14 protein-coding genes are annotated in these 16,714 nt (G+C 75.0%); 3 read left to right on the top strand and 11 right to left on the bottom strand.

Annotated elements, in window-relative coordinates:
• The first annotated feature begins 125 nt into the window (after positions 1-125).
• Positions 126-923: an inositol monophosphatase family protein gene (locus ABTZ03_RS15105; protein WP_350513453.1), complete on the top strand. Its 798-nt coding sequence runs from the start codon at positions 126-128 to the stop codon at positions 921-923.
• Between the two features lie 34 nt (positions 924-957).
• Here the strand turns inward: ABTZ03_RS15105 and ABTZ03_RS15100 are convergent, their stop codons facing one another.
• The 4 genes from ABTZ03_RS15100 to ABTZ03_RS15085 all read right to left on the bottom strand — a co-directional run bounded on the left by ABTZ03_RS15100 (position 958) and on the right by ABTZ03_RS15085 (position 6,678).
• A complete protein-coding gene (locus ABTZ03_RS15100; protein ID WP_350513383.1) occupies positions 958-2,421 on the bottom strand; it encodes a pyridoxal phosphate-dependent decarboxylase family protein in 1,464 nt (487 codons plus the stop codon).
• Between the two features lie 62 nt (positions 2,422-2,483).
• On the bottom strand, positions 2,484-4,028 hold the full coding sequence (locus tag ABTZ03_RS15095; RefSeq protein ID WP_350513382.1) for a diaminobutyrate--2-oxoglutarate transaminase: 1,545 nt from the start codon (positions 4,026-4,028) through the stop codon (positions 2,484-2,486).
• 203 nt (positions 4,029-4,231) lie between these two features.
• On the bottom strand, positions 4,232-4,951 hold the full coding sequence (locus ABTZ03_RS15090) for a response regulator (protein ID WP_350513381.1): 720 nt from the start codon (positions 4,949-4,951) through the stop codon (positions 4,232-4,234).
• Complete coding sequence (locus tag ABTZ03_RS15085) at positions 4,948-6,678, bottom strand: sensor histidine kinase (RefSeq protein WP_350513380.1); 1,731 nt, start codon at positions 6,676-6,678, stop codon at positions 4,948-4,950. The genes ABTZ03_RS15090 and ABTZ03_RS15085 overlap by 4 nt, the downstream gene beginning before the upstream one ends.
• Before the next feature lie 230 nt (positions 6,679-6,908).
• Between ABTZ03_RS15085 and ABTZ03_RS15080 the strand changes: the two genes are divergently transcribed.
• On the top strand, positions 6,909-8,300 hold the full coding sequence (locus tag ABTZ03_RS15080) for a cation:dicarboxylate symporter family transporter (RefSeq protein WP_350513379.1): 1,392 nt from the start codon (positions 6,909-6,911) through the stop codon (positions 8,298-8,300).
• Positions 8,301-8,375: 75 nt separating this feature from the next.
• Here the strand turns inward: ABTZ03_RS15080 and ABTZ03_RS15075 are convergent, their stop codons facing one another.
• Positions 8,376-9,341 carry a hypothetical protein gene (locus ABTZ03_RS15075; RefSeq protein ID WP_350513378.1) on the bottom strand — a complete coding sequence of 322 codons (966 nt, stop codon included), beginning with the start codon at positions 9,339-9,341 and terminating at the stop codon, positions 8,376-8,378.
• 212 nt (positions 9,342-9,553) lie between these two features.
• Positions 9,554-10,147, bottom strand: coding sequence for an RNA polymerase sigma factor (locus ABTZ03_RS15070; protein WP_350513377.1), 594 nt, complete (start codon positions 10,145-10,147; stop codon positions 9,554-9,556).
• Between the two features lie 225 nt (positions 10,148-10,372).
• Here ABTZ03_RS15070 and ABTZ03_RS15065 point away from each other — a divergent pair, with 225 nt between their 5' ends.
• Entirely contained in the window at positions 10,373-10,744 is a 372-nt protein-coding gene (locus ABTZ03_RS15065) for a hypothetical protein (RefSeq protein ID WP_350513376.1), read from the top strand.
• 171 nt (positions 10,745-10,915) lie between these two features.
• Here ABTZ03_RS15065 and ABTZ03_RS15060 read toward each other — a convergent pair whose 3' ends face one another.
• The 5 genes from ABTZ03_RS15060 to ABTZ03_RS15040 all read right to left on the bottom strand — a co-directional run bounded on the left by ABTZ03_RS15060 (position 10,916) and on the right by ABTZ03_RS15040 (position 16,481).
• Positions 10,916-11,623: a GTP-binding protein gene (locus tag ABTZ03_RS15060; protein WP_350513375.1), complete on the bottom strand. Its 708-nt coding sequence runs from the start codon at positions 11,621-11,623 to the stop codon at positions 10,916-10,918.
• On the bottom strand, positions 11,604-11,951 hold the full coding sequence (locus ABTZ03_RS15055) for a DUF742 domain-containing protein (protein ID WP_350513452.1): 348 nt from the start codon (positions 11,949-11,951) through the stop codon (positions 11,604-11,606). The genes ABTZ03_RS15060 and ABTZ03_RS15055 overlap by 20 nt, the downstream gene beginning before the upstream one ends.
• 161 nt (positions 11,952-12,112) lie before the next feature.
• On the bottom strand, positions 12,113-12,523 hold the full coding sequence (locus ABTZ03_RS15050) for a roadblock/LC7 domain-containing protein (RefSeq protein ID WP_350513374.1): 411 nt from the start codon (positions 12,521-12,523) through the stop codon (positions 12,113-12,115).
• Positions 12,520-15,432: a sensor histidine kinase gene (locus ABTZ03_RS15045; protein ID WP_350513373.1), complete on the bottom strand. Its 2,913-nt coding sequence runs from the start codon at positions 15,430-15,432 to the stop codon at positions 12,520-12,522. The genes ABTZ03_RS15050 and ABTZ03_RS15045 overlap by 4 nt, the downstream gene beginning before the upstream one ends.
• Before the next feature lie 146 nt (positions 15,433-15,578).
• Entirely contained in the window at positions 15,579-16,481 is a 903-nt protein-coding gene (locus tag ABTZ03_RS15040; RefSeq protein WP_350513372.1) for an MHYT domain-containing protein, read from the bottom strand.
• Between the last annotated feature and the right edge of the window lie 233 nt (positions 16,482-16,714).

Here is a 16,714-nt window from a genome sequence, read left to right as displayed (position 1 = left end):
ACAGATGACAGATAACGGATAACAGATTTCGACATCTGTCATCTGTTCGTCGCCCCCGTCCGCCGCCACCCCCACCACCCACTCGTGGGACAGTGGTAACCGGCGAAGGGAGCGCGAACGTGCTGATGGACAAGGTGGCGGAGATACTCGCCGAGGCATCGGCCGAGGCGGTGGAACCGCGCTTCCGCGCGCTGAGCGCCGGCGAGGTGATGGAGAAGGCGCCCGGCGAGATCGTGACGGTCGCCGACCGCGAGGCCGAGGCGATCATCGCCCGCCGCCTGCACGAGCTGCTGCCCGTCCCGGTGGTCGGCGAAGAGGCCGTGGCCGCCGATCCGGCGCTGGCCCGGGCCATCCACGACGAGCCCGCGGTCTGGCTGGTCGACCCGGTGGACGGCACCTCCAACTTCGTCGCGGGCCGCCCCGACTACGCCGTGATGTGCTCGCTGGTCCGCAACGGCCTGACCGTCGCCTCCTGGATCTGGCAGCCCGCCACCGCGACCGGCTACCGAGCGGAACTGGGCGCCGGCGCCTGGCGGGACGGCGAGCGCCTCACCCGCCCGCCCGCGCCCGCCGACGCCGGGAAGCTGACCGGCATCCTGAAGACCCGCTTCCTCGACCCGGCCGACCGTCACCGGATGGAGGCCAGCTGCGCGGCCTTCGGCGAGATCCACCCCGGCCGGAGCGCCGCCGGGATCGAGTACCCGGAGGTCGTCGAGGGCCGGGTCGACTTCATCTTCTACTGGCGCACCCTCCCCTGGGACCACGCCCCGGGTTCGCTCCTGCTCTCCGAGGCCGGTGGCGTCTCGGCCCGGATGGACGGCAGCCCGTACCGCCCGGAGGCGCCGGGTTGCGAGGACGGCCTCCTGGTCGCCGCCGACCCCGACACCTGGGAACTGACCCGCGGCATCCTGCTGAACGCCTGACCGGACCCGCGAGCCGTCCACCCCGCCGGGGGCGCTACCCCGCCCGGTCCCCGGCGACCCGGCGACCCGCGCCGACCACCTCCCGCAGCAGCGCCGCCACCTCCCCCACCGTCGTGTGCGGATTGAGCAGCGTGAGCTTCAACCGCACCCGCCCCGGCCCCTCCCCGGGCAGTTCGGTGCGCCCGATCACCGCCCGCCCGCCGCGCAGCAGCAGTCGGCGCAGCTGCCCGTTCAGCTCGTCCAGGGCCGCTTCGTCGGTCAGGCCCGGCGGCCGGTAGCGGAACAGCAGCACGGTGAGGACCGGCTCGGCGTGCAGTTCGAGCGAGGGGTCGGCCCGGACGGCGGCCGCGGCCGCCAGCGCCAGCTCGTGGCAGGCGTCGACGAGACGGCCGAGCCCTTCCCGGCCGAGGGTGCGCAGGGTGACGGCCAGTTTGAAGGCGTCGGCCCGCCGGGTGGTGCGCAGCGAGCGGCCGAGCAGGCTGGGGTAGCCGGCCTGCTCGTCGTCGACCGGGTTGAGGTACTCGGCGCGCCGGGCCAGCGAGACGTAGGTCTCCGCCCGGCGGACCAGGAACACCCCGGCCGCCGCGGGCTGCCAGCCGAGCTTGTGCCAGTCCAGGGAGACCGAGTCGGCGCGGGCGATGCCGTCGAGCAGTGGGGCGAGGCGGTCGGAGAGCAGCGCGCCGCCGCCGTACGCGGCGTCGACGTGCAGCCAGGCGCCGTAGCGTCCGGCCAGGTCGGCGGCGGCGTCCAGCGGGTCGACGGCGCCGGTGTCGGTGGTGCCGGCGGTGGCGACGACCGCGATCGGGGTCCGTCCGGCCCAGCTGGCCTCGGCCAGTGACCGTTCCAACTCCGCTGCGGGCATACGGAGTTGTCGATCGACGGGGACGGCGAGGACGGCCCGTTCGCCGAGGCCGAGCAGGGCGGCCGCGCGCTGGACGGAGAAGTGCGCGGCCTCGGAGGCGAGGATGCAGGGCCGGGCGCCGGCCGGGATGCCGTCCAACTCGACAATGCCGTCGAGCTTCTGGTCGCGGGCCAGCATCAGCCCCATCAGGTTGGACTCGGTGCCGCCGGAGGTGAACACCCCGGCGGCGCGCGCCGGGTCGAAGCCGACCAGCGCGGCGAGTTCGGCCAGCAGCGCGGTCTCCAGGGCCGTCGCCGCGGGGGCCTGGTCCCAGGAGTCCTGCGAGGGGTTGAGCGCGCTGACCGCGAGGTCGGCGGCGGCCGCGACGGCGAGCGGCGGACAGTGCAGGTGGGCGGCGCAGGCCGGGTCGGCCGGGTCGGCGGCGCCGTAGGCGAGCAGTTCGGTCAGCCGGGCCAGGGCGCCGCGCCCGCCGGCGCCGGACAGCCCGTCCGCGACCAGCGCCGCGATCTCGGCCGGGCTGCCGGCGGGCAGCGGTCCGGAGCGCAGTGCGGTGCCGGTGTCGAGCGCGTCGAGGACGGTGGCCAGCAGCGGGCCGAGCGCCCCCGGCCCGCCCGCGCCACCGGCCAGGGCGTCCAACGCACCTTCCCCGCCCGGAAGTCCGGGCTCGGAACCGGATCGGCCGGGACCGGATCGGTCGGTCACGCCCCACCCCGGGCATCCGACGCCGACGGAACGGCAGTCGAGCCGGACGGAACGGCGGCCGAGCCGGACGAAACCGCGACCGAGCCGGACGGCACCGCCGCCGAAGCCGCCGCGATCGCCTCCGCCAGCCGCTCCAGCACCGCCGCGATCTGCTCGTCGGTGATGGTGAGCGGCGGCAGCAGCCGCAGCACCGCGTCGTGCCGCCCGCCGAGTTCGACGATCAGCCCGCGCGCCAGGCAGGCCTCCCGGACCCGTACGGCCAGCGCCGGATCGGCGGGGCGGGCGCCGCAGGCGTCGGGTCCGGCGGTCGGGTCGACCAGCTCGACACCGATCATCAGCCCGCGCCCGCGCACGTCGCCGATCGCCGGGAGCTCGGCGGCGAGTTCCCGCAGGCGGGCGGTGATCCGCGCGCCGGCCGTGGCCGCGCGCTCGGCCAGCCCGTGCGCGGCGACGTACCGCAGGGTGGCGGCGCCGGCGGCCATGGCGAGGGTGTTGCCGCGGAAGGTGCCGGTGTGGGCGCCGGGCCGCCAGCCGTCGTAGTCCTCGCGGTAGACCACCACGGCGAGCGGCAGGCTGCCGCCGATCGCCTTGGAGAGCACCATCGCGTCGGGGACGATGCCGCTGTGCTCGACGGCCCACATGGCGCCGGTGCGCCCGACCCCGGTCTGCACCTCGTCCACGATCAGCGGGATGCCGCGCTCGGCGGTGATCCGGCGCATCTCGCGCAGCCAGCCGTCGGGCGCGGGGACGACCCCGCCCTCGCCCTGGACGGCCTCCAGGATCATCGCGGCGGGCGGCACCACCCCACCCGAGGGGTCGTCCAACAGCCGCTCCACGTAGGTCACGCCGAGTTCGGCGCCCGCCTCGCCGCCGACCCCGAACGGGCAGCGGTAGTCGTACGGGTAGGGCAGCCGGACCACCTCGCCGCCGCCGGGCAGCGGCTCCTTGACGGCGACGTTGCCGGTGAGCGCGAGGGCGCCGGCCGTCATGCCGTGGTAGGCGCCGGTGAAGGCGAGCGCGCCGGAGCGCCCGGTGGCGGTCTGCATCAGCTTGAGCGCGGCCTCGACGGCGTCCGTCCCGGCCGGTCCGCAGAAGTGCACCCGGGCGCGGGCGGCGAACTCGGCGGGCAGGCTGTCGAACAGGGTGCTGGTGAAGTCGTCCTTCTCGGCGGTGGCGAGGTCGAGCAGGTGCAGTGGGGCGCCGCTGTCGAGGGTGCGGCGGATCGCCTCCAGCACGACGGGGTGGTTGTGTCCGAGCGCGAGCGTTCCGGCGCCGGAGAGGCAGTCCAGGTAGCGCCGCCCGTCGGCGCCCTCGACGGTCATGCCGTGGGCCCGGACCGGGACGATCGGGAAGGACCGGGCGTACGTCCGGGCGGCGGACTCGCGGACCCGCTGGCGGCGGAGGACGGCCTCGCCCGGGGACGGGGCCCCGGCGGTGCCGGCCTCGGCGGTGGCCCTGGAGGCAGTGGACCCGGACGCAGTGGACCCGGAGGCGGTGGCCCCGGCGGCGGCGGCCTGGGCGGGTACGGCGGCGAGCGACAAGGCGAACCCCCAGAAGAAGTTAGGTAAGCCTAACTTTACCGCCCGTGACCTGGTGGAACGCCTAGAGGTCCCCCAGAACCACCCGAGCGGGTGAACCTCCCCGTCACCTCCCCCGGACGGCCCAACGAGCGGCGCGCCGGAAAGTCACGGGCGGACCCGCCGCACGTTCGGGGGCCGCCTCCCCGACGAACCGGCGGGAGGCGTCACCGCCCCTTCCACCGGTAGCAGAGCTCCGGGCGCCCGACGCTCCCGTACTGCGGCTCGCGCATCGCCCGCCCGGTGTCCACCAGGTGCTCCAGGTAACGCCGCGCGGTGATCCGGGACACCCCGGCGGCGGCGCCGGCGGCCGCCGCCGACAACCCGGTGGCCGCCTCCCGCAGCACCGAGGCGACGGAGTCCAGGGTGGGCGCACTCAGCCCCTTGGGCAGCGAACTGCGCTCGGGCGTGCGGAGCAGCGCGAACGCCTGGTCGACCTCGTCCTGGCCGGTGGCCTCGCCGGTGCGCCCCAGGCTGTCGCGGTAGCGGGCGTAGCGCTCCAGCCGGTCGTGCAGGGCGGCCGCGCTGAACGGTTTCAGCAGGTACTGCACCACGCCCGCCGAGACCGCCTGCCGCACCATGGCGAGGTCGCGGGCCGAGGTGACCGCGATGACGTCCGTCCCGTGCCCGGCGGCGCGCAGCGTGCGGCACAGCTGGAGGCCGTGGCCGTCCGGCAGGTAGAGGTCGAGCAGGGTGAGGTCGACGGGCGCACCGGCGGCGCGCGCCCGCTCCAGGAAGCGCAGCGCGTCGCCGCAGCTGTGCACGGTGCCGACGGCGCGGAAGCCGGGCTCGCGCTCCACATACAGGGTGTGCGCGGCGGCGGCCACCGGGTCGTCCTCCACGACCAGCACCGAGATCCCGTCCCGGCCCCCTTCGCCCGCCGTCACGCCGGGACCCCCGCCCGCTCCCGGGCCGCCCGACCGGCCAGCGGCAGCCGTACGGTGAGCACCGCGCCGCGCTCGCGACCGACCTCGACGGTGCCGCCGTTGCGGCGGGCGGCCTGGGCGACCAGGGCCAGGCCGAGGCCGTGCCCGCGGCCGTCCTGCTTGGTGCTCCAGCCGCGTCGGAACACGTCCTCGACGGCGGCCGGGTCGATGCCCGCACCGGTGTCGGCGACCCGCAGCACCAGACAGGGGCCGTCGACTCCCGCCTCGGATCCCTCGCCGACCCTCGCCGTGAATCCCGCACCGGCCCCGTCGTCGACCCGCGCGGTGACGGTGACCTCCGGCGGGCCCGGGTGCTGCGCGGCCCCGGCGATCGCGGCGTCCACCGCGTTGTCGATCAGGTTGCCGAGGACGGTGATCAGGTCCCGGGCGGAGAGCCCGGGCGGCAGCACCCCGTCGTCGATCCGGCTGTCCTCGGTGAGGGTCAACTCCACTCCCCGCTCGGCCGCCTGGGCCGCCTTGCCGAGCAGCAGCGCGGCCAGCACCGGTTCGCCGACCGCCGCGACCACCCGGTCGGTGAGCTGCTGGGCGAGTGCGAGTTCGGCGGTGGCGAACTCCACCGCCTGTTCGTGGCGGCCGAGTTCGATCAGCGAGACGACCGCGTGCAGCCGGTTGGCGGCCTCGTGGGCCTGCGCCCCGAGCGCCTCGGTGAAGCCGCGCACCGAGTCCAACTCGCCACTGAGCGACTGTAGTTCGGTGTGGTCCCGGAGGGTCACCACCCGGCCGAGGCCGGTGCCGATGGTGGAGGTGTTGAGCACCACGACCCGCTCGGCGGTCAGGTGCACCTCGTCCCGCACCGGCTCCTCGCCGAGCACGGCCGCCACCAGAGCCTCCGGCAGGCCCAGCTCCGCCACCGGTTGCCCGTCCAACTCTCCCTCCAGCCCGAGCAGTTCGCGGGCCGCGTCATTGCAGAGCACCACCCGGTGGGCGCGGTCGAGCAGGATCAGCCCCTCGCGCACCGAGCGCAGGGTCGCCTGGTGGTACTCGTAGAGGTGGCTGAGCTCGGCCGGTCCCATCCCGTGGGTGTGCCGCCGCAGCCGGGAGTTGGCGAGGTAGGTGCCCGCCCCGCCGAGCGCGAGCGCGGCCACCGCGACCCCGACCAGGGCCAGCAGCGGTCCGCTCAGCTGCGCGGAGATCGACTCCAGCGTCAGCCCCACGCTGACCAGCGCGATCACCTGGTGCCGGTCGTCCCACACCGGGGTGACCACCCGCACGGACGGGCCGAGCGTGCCGGTGTAGGTCTCGCTGCGGGTCCGGCCCGCCAACGCCCAGTCGATGTGCCCGAGGTAGCGCTTGCCGATCTGCTCGGGCAGCGGATGGGTCCAGCGCACCCCGTCGGTGTCCATCACGGTGATGAAGGAGACCCCGGTCTCCTGGCGCACCTGCTCGACGTACGGCTGGAGCGCCGCGGTCGGGTCCGGCCCGGCGACGGCGGACCGTACGGACGGCGCGTCGGCGACGGCGTGGGCGACCGAGGTGACCTCGCGACGGGCCGCGTCCTCGGTGCGTTCGGCGGTGAACAGGTACGCGAGCACCGCGCCGCCCGCGACCACGGCGGCGACGATGACCACCTGGACGACGAACAGCTGCCCGGCCAGACTGCGGACCAGCCGGCGGGACAGGGGGGACCAGCGGCGACGCGAGCGGGTGGGGGCGGTGCTCACGGACATGCCTGCCAGTGTGCACCACGGTTCCCGGCGGCCCCCAGCGGTCGGACCGAACCCGATGAGGGCCCGCCGAGGGACTGCCGAGGGCCCGCCAAGGGACTCGGCACCCGGCGCCGTTCCCGTCCGACCGTGAACTCTATGAACGCAAACGTGTCCTCCGTCACTCCCGACCCCCATAGTCGGAGCGGCCCACCACCCGGGGCCACCAGGACTGCAGGGCGAAGGAGCCGCAGATGTCGATCACCGAGACCGCCACGGCGGGGGGACCCAGACGCAAGGACCGGACCCACTACCTCTACCTCGCCGTGATCGCCGCGGTGCTGGCGGGCGTGGTGGTCGGACTGGCCGCACCCGGCTTCGCCGTGGAGCTGAAGCCGGTCGGCACCGGGTTCGTCAACCTGATCAAGATGATGATCAGCCCGGTGATCTTCTGCACCATCGTGCTGGGCATCGGCTCGGTCACCAAGGCCGCGAAGGTCGGCAAGGTCGGCGGCCTCGCCATCGGCTACTTCCTCGCCATGTCGACCGTCGCGCTGGCCATCGGCATGGTGGTCGGCAACCTGCTGGAGCCCGGCGACGGCCTGCACCTGACCTCCGCCCTCGCCAAGGCCGGCCACGCCCAGGCCGCCGCCGGCGGCGCCCAGTCGACCACCGACTTCCTGCTCGGGATGATCCCGGACACCCTGTTCTCCGCCCTCACCCAGGGCAAGGTGCTGCAGACCCTGCTGATCGCCCTGCTGGCCGGCTTCGCCCTCCAGGCGATGGGGACGGCCGGCGCCCCGGTGCTGCGCGGGATCGAGCACCTGCAGAAGCTGGTCTTCCGGATCATGTCGATGATCATGTGGGTCGCACCGATCGGCGCCTTCGGGGCGATGGCCGCCGTGGTCGGGGCGACCGGCGTCGACGCCCTGAAGAGCCTCGGCGTGATCATGATCGGCTTCTACCTGACCTGCGCGCTGTTCGTCGTCGTGGTGCTCGGCGCGCTGCTCCGCCTGGTCGCCGGGATCAACGTGTTCGCGCTGCTCAAGTACCTCGGGCGCGAGTTCCTGCTGATCCTCTCGACCTCCTCCTCCGAGAGCGCGCTGCCCCGGCTGATCGCCAAGATGGAGCACCTGGGCGTCAGCCGCCCGGTCGTCGGCATCACCGTGCCGACCGGCTACAGCTTCAACCTCGACGGCACCGCGATCTACCTCACCATGTCCTCGATCTTCATCTCCGAGGCGATGGACAAGCCGATGTCGATCGGCGAGCAGCTCTCGCTGCTGGTGTTCATGGTGATCGCGAGCAAGGGCGCGGCCGGGGTCACCGGCGCCGGCCTGGCCACCCTCGCGGGCGGCCTCCAGTCGCACAAGCCCGCGCTGGTGGACGGGGTCGGCCTGATCGTCGGCATCGACCGGTTCATGTCGGAGGCCCGGGCGCTCACCAACTTCGCGGGCAACGCCGTGGCGACCGTGCTGATCGGCCAGTGGACCGGCGAGCTGGACGCCGAGCGCGCCCGCCGGGTGCTGGACGGCGAGCTGCCGTTCGACGAGCTGACGCTGGTCGACAGCCACGGCTCCGACAGCCACGACACCGACACCCCCGCACCGGAGGCCCTCCCAGCCTCGACTCCCGCGGTCGCCTGAGCGACCCGTCCTGCTCCCCCGGCCCGGCGCCTCGTATCCATCCCCCGGGAGGCGCCGGGCCGGGGGTTCCCGCGTTCAGAACTCCTGCGAGCCGCTGACCGCCCAGGCCACCCCGCTGGCCGGATCCTCCAGCGCGACGTGCAGATGACGCAGCCCGGCGGCCGGCTCCTGCCAGGTGAAGCAGCGCATCCGGGCCACCAGGGCGTCCACCTCGGAGCGCTCCGGCCCGTTGGCGCCGGCCAGCGCGCCCAGCGCCCGCCACAGCCGCAGCCGCCCGTGCGCGCCGCCGTGCGTCCGGCCCACCGCGGCGGCCTGCACCAGCGCCGGGTAGACCAGCGCGAACGGCAGGAAACCGCCGACCACCCGCCGGCCCCGGGCCAGCACGGCGGCCGCCAGCGGAGCCGGACCGCGGACGCAGACCACCTCCGCCCAGGGCACCAGCGCGGCCAGTTCGGCCAGCCCCCGGGTGACCCGCTGCCCGCCCGGCCGGGCCCCGGACTGCGGCAGCTCGACCTCGCCCAGTCCCTCCCGGCTGGCCGGCAGCGTCAGCACCGCACTGCGCGCGCCCCCGCCGGGCAGGTACTCCCGCACCCGGGAGGCCTCGTCCCAGCCCGCCTTCTCCCACGGCTCCAGCCGCAGCGGCACGCCCTCCGGGTCGGGCTCGGCCCCGTAGGAGAGGTCCTCGCCGAGCAGCACCCGGGTGTGCGCGACCAGCCGGCGCACCGGGGCCGGACCGAGCAACGGGGCCAGCCGCAGCCAGGAGTGGCGGGTCGCCAGCACCTCCCAGAGCGGACCGGCGTCATGGTCGGCCACCCCGGCGACCGTGCCGGCACCGCCGTCCGCGTCGAACAGCCGGACGGCCAGCTCGGGCGGCGCCGCATAGGCGATCAGGTGGCCGAGCGGCGCGGTCAGCGCCACCGCGGCCTGCTCCCCGGCCTGCAGGACGGCGGCCGCCCGGCCCTGCCGGTAGGCGGCGAGCAGCTCGGGCCAGCGACCGTCCTCGGCCAGGGCGCGGACGCTGTCGTCCTCGTACGTGATCACGATTTTCAGCGTACGGGCCGGGGTGGCGCATCAGCCGACTTGCCGTCGGCTCGGTGCGTCGGGCGCGCACGCCCCGGATCGCGCCGGACGGCCGCGCAACACCCCGCACCCGCCATGACCCCGCACCCGCCATGACCGCGCGCCACGCCCGGGGCGCCACGCCCGGGTGCCGCTCCCGAGGTGCCGCTCCGGGCGCGGCCCGGCGCGCCTCGTCAGGGGTCGCGTCGGCGCTCCTGCTCCAGCACGGCGCGCAGCCGGCCGTGGGCGCGGCGGCGGGTGACGGCCAGGGTGCTGCGGTGCAGACCGAGCAGTTCGGCGGCCTCGTCGACCGAGTAGCCGTCGAGATCCACCAGGACCACGGCCCGGGCCTGCTTGGCGGTCAGGAAGCCGAGCAGGCGCACCACCTCCCAGCGGGCCTGGAGTTCGGCCGTCCCGCCGGGCGGCGGGTCGAGGGCGGAGCGCGCGTACTCCACCGCCTCGGCCAGCTCCGGCACCTCGGGCAGCGGCACCCGGCGGCGCTCCCGGCGCCACTGGTCGCGCAGGATGTTGGCCATGGTGGTGAACGCGTAGGCGTACGGCTGCGGATGACTGAGGAAACGCTCCGGGCGACGGGCGATCCGCAGGTACGCGTCGTGGACGATGTCACCGGCGGCGAGCGGGCTCCCGGTGAGCATCGTGGCCGCGTGCTGGAGTCTGGGCAGGAGGTCGGTGAACACCTGGTTGAAGTCCTCGGACCGGCGCTCCGGCGGCTCCGGACCGAAGTCCTTCCGCCGTCCGCCCGGCTGCCGTCCGCTGCATTCCGCCATGCCGCTCTCCCCGGAAATCGGCATCCCGAGTGCCCGGCCGGGACCGACTCCAGCCCCACCGAGCACCTTGTGACACAGGTCACATCATAAGTCGTCCTCTCACCCTGCGCAGTCATTCGTGTGCAGTTCGTCATCGGCCGGACGGGAAGCGGGAGTTCAGCTCCGTCAGCACCGCGCCGACCGGGGCACTCCGCCCGATGGAACCGTGGAGCGAGGAGAACCGCCATGCGAGGCTGCATCGCCAGGAAGATCGCCACGTTCGGGATGGCCGTCACGGCCGCCCTGGGCGTGCTCGGGACCGCCACCCTGCCGGCCGCCGCGGCGCCGGCCGCCGACCCGACCATCACCCCCGACATCGTCGCGGCCTCGCCGCACATCGACGCCACCGGCTACCACTGCGTCATCACCGCCAACTACGGCTGGCGCTGGGAGGGGTACTGCAACGTCTACTCCGGCCAGCTCCGCACCATCACCTACTGCGCCAACGGCACCTCCTCCGTCGGCCTGTGGATCGGCGCCCGCCCGGAGGCCTGGGACGTCTGGGGCAACTGTCCGGGGTCGACCTGGACCAAGGTCGTGTTCCAGTGGCACAGCTGAGCGGTAGCTGACGCGGGAGGGGGAACAGATGACAACTGACGGATGACAGATTTCAACATCTGTCATCCGTTGGTTGTCATCTGTTTTCCGTCATCCGTCTTCTGACATCTGTTCGCCGTCCGGCATCCGCCGACCCGTCCGCCGCCCGGTCCGCCGATTTCCACCGGCCGTTCACGGCACCGGCGAGACCTCCGCGAGCAGCCGGGCGGCGTGCACCCGGCCGGCGTGCTCGACCAGGGTGATCAACACCTCCTTGCCGGAGGAGCGCTGCCGGGCATCGCAGAGCACCACCGGCGTACCGGAGTCGAGGTCCAACGCGCGGGCGACCTCCTCCGGGCCGTACCCACGAGTCCCGGCGAACCGGTTCACCGCGATGACGAACGGGATGCCGCGGTGCTCGAAGAAGTCGACGGCCGGAAAGCAGTCGGTCAGCCGACGGGTGTCGGCGAGCACCACCGCGCCGAGCGCCCCCTGCGCCAACTCGTCCCAGAGGAACCAGAACCGGTCCTGGCCCGGGGTGCCGAACAGGTAGACGGCCAGCCCCTCCCGGATGGTGATCCGGCCGAAGTCCATCGCCACCGTGGTGGTGGACTTGCGCTCCACCCCGTCCAGGTCGTCCACCCCGCGCCCGGCCTCGGTGAGCCGCTCCTCGGTGCGCAGCGGGCGGATCTCGCTGACCGCGCCGACCAGCGTCGTCTTGCCGACCCCGAAGCCCCCCGCCACCAGGATCTTGAGCGCGAGCACGCTGTCGGCCGGATCCAGCACGTCGAGCGGATCGTGCGGATCCAGCGGATCCAGCGGATCCAGCGACGTGTGCAGGCCGGACGGGTGACCGGACGGCCCACGGTAGGACGGGTGGTCAGAGTGCGCGGAGCCCATGGAGGACCTCCTGGAGGATGCGCTCGTCGGGGAGCAGGGCGGGCGGGACGGGGCGGCTGACCCGGATGAGCCCGGCCGCCAGCAGGTCGCCGAGCAGCACCCGCACGACTCCCACCGGCAGGTCGAGGTCGGCGGCGAGTTCGGCCACGGACAGCGGCGTCCCCCGGCACAGCCCGAGGATGCGCGCCTGTTCCGGGCCGACCGGCGGCTCGGGCAGGTCCGGAGCGAGCCCCGGGTCGGGCAGCTCTGAGACCACCACCGCGATCAGGTCGAACTGCTGCTCACCGGCCCCGGTCCGGCCCCTGGTCATGGCGTACGGGCGGACCAGCGGTCCGGCCTCGTCGTCGTACCAACGGGCCCGGTGCGCGGCGGCGAGCGGGTTGCGGGGCGGCCGGCCGGGCTCGGCCGGCGGATGCTCCGGATGTCGCTGGTGGTACGGATGGAAGGCGGGCGCCCCCTGGTACGGGCGGTCCGGGTGGGCCACCGCACTCACCCGCCGTGCACCGCACGGGGCGGGGCGCTCAGGTGCTCGCCGACCCGGCGGACCAGCCGGGCCATCTCGTAGGCGACCAGCCCGAGATCGGCCCGGGCGGTGGCGAACACGGCCAGGCAGGTGCCCTCCCCGGCCGCCGCGACCAGCAGGTAGCCGCCCTCCAACTCAACCATGGTCTGCCGGACTTCACCCGCACCGAAGTGCCGACCGGCCCCCTTGGCGAGGCTGTGGAAGCCGGAGGCGACGGCGGCCAGGTGATCACCGTCCTCGCGGGGCAGGCCGGCCGAGGTGCCCATCGCCAGACCGTCGGCGGAGAGCATCACGGTGAACCTGACCTCGGGGGCTCGCTGGACCAACTCGTCGAGGAGCCAGTTCAGTTCCCCCGTGCGGTGGGTGGTGCCGATCACGGCCGGTCTCCTTCGGGTCGGGTGGCGGGTCGCTCTTCGGGGCAGGGTACGGACGGGTGGCGGCGCGGCGGGCGGGCCCGGGCCGGGTCACTGCCCAGGCCGGTGCCGCCACCAATGCCGGTGCCGCCACCAGTGCCGATGCCGGCGTCTGTGCCGACACCCGCCCCGCCCGGCGGTTCGTCCGGCCGCCGGTCGTACCGCAGGCCACGGGCCCAGCCGCTCTGGAAGGCGGACATCGCCGCCCGCGCCTCCTCCGGACTGCGGGTCGCGGGCTCCGCGCCGACCCCGGCTGGCCTGCCGCGACGGGCCCCCGGAGCGACCCCGCTCGGCGTCTCCCGCAGCTGCGGGACGAGGCTGGCCTGGCGCACCCGGCGCGGCAACTCGTCGTCACCCGAAGCAGGTTGACGCCCTTCCGGTAGCGGCGCGGCCGCCGGACGGTACGGCTGCGGCGAACCGGGCTGCGGACGGGAGGCCGCACCCGGGCCCCCATCCGCAGCCGGTCCGGCCGTCCGGGCACCGGTGGCCCGGAAGGGGGTGCTGCGCGCCGGTCCGGGCTCGTCGCCCCGGACCCCGAAGGGCAGCAGCGCCCCACCCTCCGGCAGCGGCCCACCCGCCGCCGGAAGCTCGATCCCCGCCGTCCCGTCGCCCAACCCGACGCTCGGGAAGGCCGGTTCGGGTGCGGGCCGGTCCGGCGCCGCGGCGGCCTGCGGCCACATCGTGCCCGCTGCCGCGGGGGCCGTGACCGGAACAGCGGCCGCCGCAGGACTCGGGACGGCGGCGGGAACCGGGTCCGGGGCCGGGCCTCGGCTTCCGGACCGCACCTCCGGCACCGGAACGAGGTCCAACTCCGGTACCTCGTAGAGGTCTTGACCGTGCCCTGCGCGCCCGTCGGCCAACAGCCCGGTGGGCAGCAGCACCACCGCCGTCGTGCCGCCGTACGCCGAGGTCACCAGCGAGACCCGCACGCCGTGCCGCCGGGCGAGCCGGCTGACCACGAACAGGCCGAGCCGGTCACTGTCGAACAGGTCGGTCTGTTCGACGGCGGCGATCCGCCGGTTGGCGGCGACCAGCGCGGTCGGACCCATCCCGAGCCCGCGATCCTCGATCTCCACCGCATAGCCGTTGCCGACCCGTTCACCGCGGATGTGCACCCGGGTGTGCGGCGGGGAGAACCCGGTGGCGTTCTCGACCAGTTCGGCCACCAGATGGGTGAGGTCGGCGACGGCATGGCCCACGACCGCGGCGCGCGGCAGCGGGTGCACCTCGACCCGGGCGTACTCCTCGACCTCCGAGACGGCCGCCCGCACCACGTCGACCAGTGGGACGGGCCGCCGCCAGGCCCGGCCGGGGGCGGCTCCGGAGAGGATGATCAGGCCCTCGGCGTGGCGGCGCATCCGGGTGGTGAGGTGGTCCAGCCGGAACAGGTCGGCCAGCTCGGACGGGTCCTCGGTGCGCCGCTCCATGGCGTCCAGCAGGGTGAGTTGGCGGTGCACCAGGACCTGGCTGCGACGCGCCAGGTTGACGAACACCCCCGACACCCCGGACAGCACCTCGGCCCGTTCCACCGCCGCCGTGACGGCCGCCCGTTGCACCGTGCCGAGTGCCCGGTGCACCTGGCCGATCTCGTCGTCGCGGCCGGCCGGCCGGGGCGCCTCGGTGTCGACGTCCACCTCCTCACCCGCGCGCAACTTCCGGATCGTGGCCGGGAGTTTGCGGCCGGCCAGGTCAAGTGCCGAATTCCGCAGACCGGTCAGCTCGGTGACCAGGCCGCGGCCGATCTGCACCGAGATCACCAGCGAGGCGATCACCCCGAGCAGACCGAGCAGCACGGCGCTCCCGGCCGGGGTGAACAGGCCCAGTGCGTAGGGGTTCTGGCGTTCCTCGGCGATCCGCCCGGCCCGGTCGGCGACGCCGCGCAGCCCGTCGGCGACGTTCCCGGCCACCACCGCCCACCGGTCCGCGGGCACCACCGCGACGGCGGCCCGGCCGTCGACGGCGGTACGGACCTTCTCCTCGTAGCCGACCAGCTCCCGGTGGTCCGCCCCACCGGTGACGGCGAGCAGCGCGTCCCGGTCGGCGGGGCGCAGGTCGGCGGCCGCTCCCTGCTCGAACTCGCGCCGGGCGAAGGCCGTGCCGGAGAACTCGCGCAGCTGGTCGTCGCCCAGCCCGCCGGTGAGCTCGGCGGAGCGCAGCAACGCGTCCTCGCGGGAGAGGAGTTCACGGGCGCGGTCCAGGTCCGACCGCATCCGGGCGTCGGCACCCGACCGGGCGTCCTGCGGCGGGGCGACGGCCCCGGACACCGCCAGCGCCTGGTCCACGGCCGCACCGTACGCGGCGTACGTCTCGGGCCAACCCACGCTCCGGGTCAGCACCTTGTCGCGCAGCCCGGGCAGCGCGGCGAGGGAGCCGCCGAGGGCGTCCAGCCGGGCGGCGGCGTCGGCGCCGAGGCCCTGGGCGTCGGCGCGGTTGTAACCCTGGCCCGGGTGGCGGGGATCCGGGAAGAGCGGGGCGATCGCCCGGTCGGTGGCGGCGGCGGCCGTCCGCAGGGCGCTCTCCCGGGCGGCGGCGGGCACCGTCCCCGGGACGAGCCCCGGACCGGCCAGCAACTGGCCGGCGGCGGCGCGTTCGGCCTGCAGCCCGGCGACCGTGTCGGCGACGGGGGTGAGCAGGGTGCGCTGGGCGTCGCGCAGCCGCAGCAGGTCCCAGACGCCCTGGGCGGTGGTGACGGTCGCGAAGCCCCAGAGGGCGATGACGGAGACGACCGGGACCATCAGCAGGGCGATGATCCGCGCGCGGACGGTCCGGGGACGCAGCCCGCGCAGCCAGGGTCCGGGGCGCGGCGGCCGGGCGGGCGGCCCGGCGTGGGCACCCCGGCGGGCGCCGGGGGCGGTACCGCGGTCTTCGCGCATGGGTGTGGGGCCTTTCGGGCGGCAGGTCGGCGGAGTCGGCAGGGGCGGGGGCGGCAGGGGGCGGGGGCGGCAGGGGGCGGGGGCGGCAGGAGGTAGGCGGGGTCCGGTGCGCGGCGCTTCAGGCCGCACGGCCGTGACCGTAGGGCTCACTGCCGTGGCGGCCGCCCTCCGGATCCGTACGGATCCGCGCCCAACGGATCGGCGCCGTACGGGCCGTGGCCGGACTGCTCCGGGAGCGCCGGGCCGGTCGGCGCGAACTCCGCCTGCGCGGCCGGGCCGGGGAACTCCTCCACGCCCAGCTCCCCCGCCGCCAGGTACCCGGCCCGCTCCTGGGCGGTCGGGGAGAGCGCGACGAAGGCGGAGGCGAGGAACAGGAACGAGCCGAGGCCGACGGCGAGCGGGAAGACGAACTCCATCGGGCTGGCCCCGCCCAGACCCGTGCGGGCGGGCTCCAGTTGGACGTGGACGGCGGCCATGCCGATGTAGTGCATGCAGCTGACGGCGAGGCCCATGCCCAGCGAGGCGGCGGCCGCCGCGTACACGTTGCGGATGGTGACGGCGGCCCAGAGCGCGGCGGTGGCGGCACCGACCGCGACCAGCACGGACAGCGCGACCGTCCCGGCGTCGTAGCGCAGCCCGCCGTGCATCCGGACGGCGGCCATGCCGAGGTAGTGCATCGCGGCGACGCCGACGCCGGTGGTGCAGCCGCCGCCCAGCAGGGCGAGGCCGCGGTGCCGGCCGTAGCAGACCACCGTCAGGCCGAGGCCGGTGACCAGCACCGCGACCAGCAGACTGAGCACGGTCAGCGGGACGTTGTACCGCAGTTCGGTGCCGTCGACGGCGAAGCCGAACATGGCGACGAAGTGCATGGTCCAGATGCCGGAGCCGATCGCGGCGGCGGCGGTGAGCAGCCAGTTCCGGCGGGTGGCGCCCGTGGCGGCCAGGCCGCGCAGGGTGCAGCGCAGCCCGAGGGCGGCGCCGACGCAGGCCATCGCGTACGACAGGACGGGCGTCAGCCAGCCGAAGCTGAAGTGGTTGAGGGTGCCCATGGGACCTCCGGTCGACCGGTCGGGCCCGGGGCGGGAAGCGGTGCCTCCGGGCACCCCCGGCCGGGCGGACTGCACGCGCAGGACATATGCCAGACGCATGTGCGCTTTCGGCCCGGGGTGCGTGGGACGCTATCGACCGGCCGGAATCGGCCACACGAAGATCTGAAAAGCTGCACGCACGGCGGGAGCGATGTGTTCGAATGCTCCGGTCCTGTGCCCAGCGGCCGGTGATC

The sequence above is a fragment of the Kitasatospora sp. NPDC096077 genome (genome assembly GCF_040303245.1).
Classification (GTDB): Bacteria; Actinomycetota; Actinomycetes; order Streptomycetales; family Streptomycetaceae; genus Kitasatospora.
This window is presented reverse-complemented; position numbering and strand designations above follow the sequence as displayed.

Coding starts and splice junctions, on each gene's coding strand:
- ABTZ03_RS15040 (WP_350513372.1), bottom strand. CDS start 16,481: ATGGGCACCCTCAACCACTTCAGCTTCGGCTGGCTGACGCCCGTCCTG.
- ABTZ03_RS15070 (WP_350513377.1), bottom strand. CDS start 10,147: ATGGCGGAATGCAGCGGACGGCAGCCGGGCGGACGGCGGAAGGACTTC.
- ABTZ03_RS15085 (WP_350513380.1), bottom strand. CDS start 6,678: ATGTCCGTGAGCACCGCCCCCACCCGCTCGCGTCGCCGCTGGTCCCCC.
- ABTZ03_RS15060 (WP_350513375.1), bottom strand. CDS start 11,623: ATGGGCTCCGCGCACTCTGACCACCCGTCCTACCGTGGGCCGTCCGGT.
- ABTZ03_RS15045 (WP_350513373.1), bottom strand. CDS start 15,432: ATGCGCGAAGACCGCGGTACCGCCCCCGGCGCCCGCCGGGGTGCCCAC.
- ABTZ03_RS15065 (WP_350513376.1), top strand. CDS start 10,373: ATGCGAGGCTGCATCGCCAGGAAGATCGCCACGTTCGGGATGGCCGTC.
- ABTZ03_RS15080 (WP_350513379.1), top strand. CDS start 6,909: ATGTCGATCACCGAGACCGCCACGGCGGGGGGACCCAGACGCAAGGAC.
- ABTZ03_RS15105 (WP_350513453.1), top strand. CDS start 126: ATGGACAAGGTGGCGGAGATACTCGCCGAGGCATCGGCCGAGGCGGTG.